This window comes from Clostridium sp., assembly GCF_051654825.1.
Taxonomy (GTDB): domain Bacteria; phylum Bacillota; class Clostridia; order Clostridiales; family Clostridiaceae; genus Clostridium.
The window spans coordinates 1-5,658 of record NZ_JBOFYU010000078.1 but is presented as its reverse complement, the minus strand read 5'-3'; the positions used below and the strand labels follow the sequence as shown (position 1 = coordinate 5,658).

Genomic DNA, 5,658 nt, shown 5'->3' with positions numbered 1-5,658 from the left:
AGTCTTTATCTATTATTAATACGTTCCACGTGGAACATATCAATATTTTAAGGAGTCTTTATGCGAAAAAGTATCTTCAATACCTTATTAAATTTAACCATATTATATATTGTGTGTTATATTGGCTTATTTATAGTTTTTCAATTTTATATTCCCAACCTAGGAGATATCACTATAACTGTTGTTCCTAATGAGAATACCCCTGAAATTCAACAAATTAATCTTTCACTTAATAAAATGTTTGATAAATATTACCTTTTAATATATGAAGAAAATGTCGAAGATACTTGGATGTACTTTTATCAAAAAACTCATGATAAATCTAGTGAGTTCTTGATTTCTCAATTTATTCCTAATCCTAAAAATAAATATGTACTTCTAGAGGGCGATAATCTAAAAAATACTTTTAGTTTTAAAATGAAATCTAAGTATCCAATAACTTATATGTCTAATAAAGAATCTAAATTTCATCTCTATTATATAGTACCTTATAAGTTTTTTCCCTTTCCTACTTTTTACTACAGCAAACATTTCACATTCTTTGTGGATCCTATTATGTAAAAGGAGATAGCTATGAAAAGCCTATTTTTAATTATTATTATTTTCAAAGTCATGCGTTCTGCTTATTATAATCACAAAGACTTAGAGCCCTTTTTCATTTTTAAGTGTATCTTTTATTTATTTGCAAGTAGCATCCACTCTGTCGTTGTCAATATCCCTTTACCCCTCGGTGCTTGTATTATGTTCATCGCTTATCTTTTTGATACTAAAAATAGAACTATTAAGTTAAAAATGATTGGTACGGGCCTATTAGTTATTATTTTATCCAATTTTAACTTTAATTCGATTTCTTATCCGCTTCAAAAATTATATATGTATGATACAACTCATGATATCCAAAAGATTGAAGTATTTGCTCATACATCTAAAAATGCTGATCCGCTCTTTGCTATAACTGACCCACAAGAACTTTCTGATTGGATCACCTCACTTCAATCAAGTACTCCTTATAGTTCTTGGAGTACAAAAACACTTCCTAGTGATTATGGCTATTTATTAAAATTAACTTCCCCTAAAAATGTTGAAACTATTTTTTTAAGTTCTAATGCTAGCCAGTTTTCAAATGTTTTCTTAGGAAATAAACAAATCCCTTATACTAATTCAACTATTTATTCCCTTATAAATAAATTTCATCCACTTAATCCTACAGTTTTAACGATTAACACATCAAAAGAATCAGCAATTAATATTACCTATCCTATGATTTTGACTATTCTATGGAGAAATGTTACTTGGGGTTCCACTGAATCTGTTTCTAATTATGAACAAGAAATGTTTTCAATTCCTGCTTATTTATTTTTTGATACTAATTTAGGCTGCAAACTTTCCTTCTCACATAACTTTGAATATGCTTATATACATAATAGAGGTGTTATGAAACTATCTTCTTATTTAAAAAATATGCTCAATGAACAATTTATTTTATCTCAACTGGATATCACCGAAGAACTAGACATATTTGAACCTGCTCACACTTCTACAAAATCTACTAATACGCTTAAATTTTCTATCGAACCTGATGAAAACGATCTCTACTATGGATTTTACCGTGAAGACTATAAGAATGACGAAAAAATATTATTACATACTGTAAATTCCTCCAATGCTAAATATTTTCTATTAAAGAATCCCTACATACTATTATTAGATGAGCGTTCTCCCTCTCAATATTTTTTAATGCTTATTAATCAAAACATTCCTGAGAAACATCGTTATATCGAAAAAAATCAATCTATCCCTCCTCACTCTATTTCAATCTGTCCGCAAAATACTAAGTTTACTTATATTGTTGAAAACCAAGAAAATTCTATTCTATATTTTGTAGATAATTATTATCACTCTCCTATTTCTATTACTACAGGTATTATTAATGATTCTCTTTTCTTATCTGATGAATATATTGTATTTACTCAGCAAATAGATAATGATAATTTACTTTGCATTTATAGTACAAATCAATCTAAAGTTGTCAAATATATTCTCATTCCTGGAAATATTACATTAATCGAAAGTGGCAATAATAAAATTTACTTTGCTGTTCAAAAAGTTGATAATATGAACCTTAAACAAGGAATATTTTATATTGATACCACTTTAACCATTCATAAATTTGAATAAAAATAAAGATAGCTTAAATTTCTTTTAAGCTATCTTTATTTTTATTTATTTCCTATATGTTTTTTTAATATATTAAGTGGGTCCATAAACTTATCTTTTAATAAAGTTGTATTAGATATATAAGGTAAATAAAATCTAAACGTATTTTCAATAACACTTACTTCTAGAGGAAAATCAGGTCCAATTTCTCCATCTATATCTGTAACAAAACTTTCTCGGCTATTATTACATTCTATTTTCAGCTTAGATGTTATAAGATAATCTACGTTAGGGTCTTCTAAATGTTCTCCTTGTAAAACTTTTAGAAATAATAGTGGTACGTCATATATTCCTACATCTTTAATAGCTACTACATCAAACTTTCCATCTTTTATGCTCGCATTTTTAGCTAATTTATTAAATCCTCCCGCACCTTTACCGTTAAATATCAATACCAATACATACTTACCTTCTATTCTCGTTTCTCCATCAGTTATTATTAAGTCCATAGCCTGGTAATTATGCAGCTCTTCAATTCCTTTTATGTAGTAGGCTAATTTCCCGAAATTCTTCTTTAATTCTAGATCTATAATATGTGATACACCACTAAAAAGTCCCATATTACATACATTAATAAAATACTTTTCATTAACTCTTCCAATATCCACATATTCTATATTTTGTTGAGCAATTATATCTAATGCTCCTCTAGTAGTCATCGTAATTCCAGCCGTGTGAGCAAAATCATTGGCAGTTCCTAATGGCAGAATCCCTATAGGTATATCTAGGCCTTTTTTTGCCATCCCATTAATACACTCATTAATTGTTCCATCTCCACCTGAGACAATAATCATATCTGTATTACTATTTGTTATATGATCAATAATGTACTTTTCTATTGCACCCTGTGTTTCACTTCTATATAACCGAAGTTCATACCCCATAGATTGTACTCTTTTGATTATATAATCTAATTCTGTCGTAATTTGTCTATTCCCTGCCTTAGGATTATATAATAATATTGCGCTTTTCATTTCATTTCTCTCCTAACACATGTTATCCACAATACTTTATGCTAAAGTAAAATTTTTTTTAACTTGTGGATAACTTTAATTAAAAAATTTTTTATCCCTTGAAAATAAAGGTCACACTCTATTTCTTCTTTATCCACATCCATGTGTATAAGTTAAAGTTTATTTTACTTATTTCAAATTGTGTATAAGTATTATATTATATTCTTTTTCTTTTTATTAACAAGTTCATATTTATATATTTTTCGACATTCATCTATTATTTTATCTTTACTTGTCCTTTTTATTATATGATATTTTTCTATATTCATGCTTAATATGAGCTTAAATATTTTATTAAAAGCTACTTTACTCAAAATAAAGCTACCTTTAACAAGTTTTAAAGGGAGCTTTATTAAATTTACATTTGTTCTGGTGCTTTTATACCTAATAAATATAAAGTATTTTTTAATACATATTTAACTGCAATAACGATTGATAATCTTGCATTCTTAATATTTTCATCATCTACTAAAATAGCATTATCATGATAAAACTTATTAAATGCCTGAGCTACATCAACTGCATATCTAGCCATATAAGATGGTTCATATTTAGCTGCTGCTTCTTTAATCTTATCTTCAAATGCAGCTAATGCTTTAACTACACCAACACTAGCTTCATCTGTTAGCACACTATAGTCTATGTTAAGTACTTTATCTATATCAATTCCTGCCTTGCGAAGTACACTACATGCTCTTGCATGAGTATATTGTACATAAGGACCCGTTTCTCCATCAAAGTTTAATACTCGCTCCCATGAGAATTGAATATCTTTGATAATATTATTATACATATCATCAAAAATTACTGCTCCAATTCCAACTTGCATAGCTACTTCTTCTTTATTTGGTAAATCTGGATTCTTTTCTTCAATAACTTGTTTAGTCTTATCTACCGCTTCTTTTAAAATATCTTCTAGTAATAGCACGTTCCCTTTACGCGTTGATAATGATCCAGACTCCATACTTACCATTCCAAATGGAACGTGAACTAAGTCCTCAGCCCACTCATATTCCATTTTTTCTATAACTTTAAACCACTGTGCAAAGTGAAGATTCTGTTGAAGTGCTGTAACATAAATGCATTTTTTAAAATCATAAGTTTCTTTACGATATTTTGCAGCTGTAATATCACGGGTAGCATATAGTGAACTACCATCTTTCTTAGTAATTAAGCAAGGAGCCATATTTTCATTATCTAGCCTTACTATTTTCGCCCCTTCACTTAATTCAATAAGACCTTTTTCTTCTAATTCTGCTATAACTGTAGCCATTTTATCATTATAGAACGCTTCACCATTATAACTATCAAATGTTACACCTAACATCTTATATACTCTCTCAAACTCATTTAAGCTGATCTCTTTAAACCATTTCCATAAAGCAAGTGCTTCTTCATCTCCCTGCTCCATCTTAGTAAAGTAATCTCTTGCTTCTTGCTCTAACTCTGGAGTTTTTTCTGCTTCCTCATGGAATAACACATAGATTCTAAGAAGTTCAGAAATTCCCTTTTCCTCAACTGCTTCTTTACTAGAATAGTTTTTATAGGCTACTATAAGTTTTCCAAACTGAGTCCCCCAGTCACCTAAGTGGTTAACACCTTCACATTTATAGCCTAATGCTTCGAAAATACGATATAAACTATGTCCAATAACTGTTGAGCGAAGATGTCCTACATGGAAAGGTTTTGCAATATTAGGAGAAGAATAATCAATAACTACATTTCCTTTATCCTGTTCTTTTGCTAATCCATATCCTTCTTTTGCTTTAAGTATTGTATCCATTACATCTTTCACTAAAATTTCCTTATTTACAAAGAAATTAATGTAGGCATTAACAGTCTCAACCTGTGCTAGGAATTCTACTTGTGGCAATGATTCTGCAATTTCTTTTGCAATAATCGGAGGTGCTTTTCTAAGTTCTTTAGCTAATTTAAAGCATGGAAATGCATAATCTCCCATCTCTGTATTAGCAGGAACTTCTATCATGTTATAAATCTCTTCAACTGAAAGAGCCGTTACCTTTTCAGCTAAGATTTTAGCTAATTCTAATTTAAAATCTTTCATTTTTATTCTCCTCTTTTGCTTATTTTCTTATCTATTTCAATCTAGTCTAATCCGTTAGATAACATTCTACTGTTACTCTATTGTACCTAATTCTCCCTTGTATATCAAGGACACATATTTCACACAATTCTCTATAAGTTTTATTAGATTTTTTCCTAAATCTACCTATATCATACACTAAAATGAGGCCTAGCTTATTTTATATCACTAGACCTAGTATGTAATAATGCTCTATTATTTTTTCATAGGGATTTTTATTCTAATCTCATATCCATCATCTTCTTGTTGCATTGTATATTTAGCATCTATTCCTGATTGCTGTATCATATCTACAGCCTGTGTAATTGTATTAGTAAATAACCT

4 protein-coding genes are annotated in these 5,658 nt (G+C 29.1%); 2 read left to right on the top strand and 2 right to left on the bottom strand.

Annotated features, from left to right (window positions below; genetic code table 11):
* The first annotated feature begins 60 nt into the window (after positions 1-60).
* Together ACRDBA_RS04810 and ACRDBA_RS04805 are read left to right on the top strand one after the other, a co-directional pair.
* Entirely contained in the window at positions 61-561 is a 501-nt protein-coding gene (locus ACRDBA_RS04810) for a hypothetical protein (protein WP_438571787.1), read from the top strand.
* Between the two features lie 12 nt (positions 562-573).
* Positions 574-2,178 carry a hypothetical protein gene (locus ACRDBA_RS04805; RefSeq protein WP_438571786.1) on the top strand — a complete coding sequence of 535 codons (1,605 nt, stop codon included), beginning with the start codon at positions 574-576 and terminating at the stop codon, positions 2,176-2,178.
* A gap of 41 nt (positions 2,179-2,219) precedes the next feature.
* Here ACRDBA_RS04805 and ACRDBA_RS04800 read toward each other — a convergent pair whose 3' ends face one another.
* Positions 2,220-3,191, bottom strand: coding sequence for a YegS/Rv2252/BmrU family lipid kinase (locus ACRDBA_RS04800; RefSeq protein ID WP_438571785.1), 972 nt, complete (start codon positions 3,189-3,191; stop codon positions 2,220-2,222).
* 397 nt (positions 3,192-3,588) lie between these two features.
* Positions 3,589-5,295 (bottom strand): arginine--tRNA ligase, encoded by a 1,707-nt coding sequence (gene argS / locus ACRDBA_RS04795; RefSeq protein ID WP_438571784.1) that lies wholly within the window; start codon positions 5,293-5,295, stop codon positions 3,589-3,591.
* Positions 5,296-5,658 lie beyond the last annotated feature (363 nt).

Bases quoted from the DNA above. Each gene is read 5' to 3' on its own strand.
- ACRDBA_RS04810 (WP_438571787.1), top strand. From the start codon at position 61: ATGCGAAAAAGTATCTTCAATACCTTATTAAATTTAACCATATTATAT.
- ACRDBA_RS04805 (WP_438571786.1), top strand. From the start codon at position 574: ATGAAAAGCCTATTTTTAATTATTATTATTTTCAAAGTCATGCGTTCT.
- ACRDBA_RS04800 (WP_438571785.1), bottom strand. From the start codon at position 3,191: ATGAAAAGCGCAATATTATTATATAATCCTAAGGCAGGGAATAGACAA.
- argS (WP_438571784.1), bottom strand. From the start codon at position 5,295: ATGAAAGATTTTAAATTAGAATTAGCTAAAATCTTAGCTGAAAAGGTA.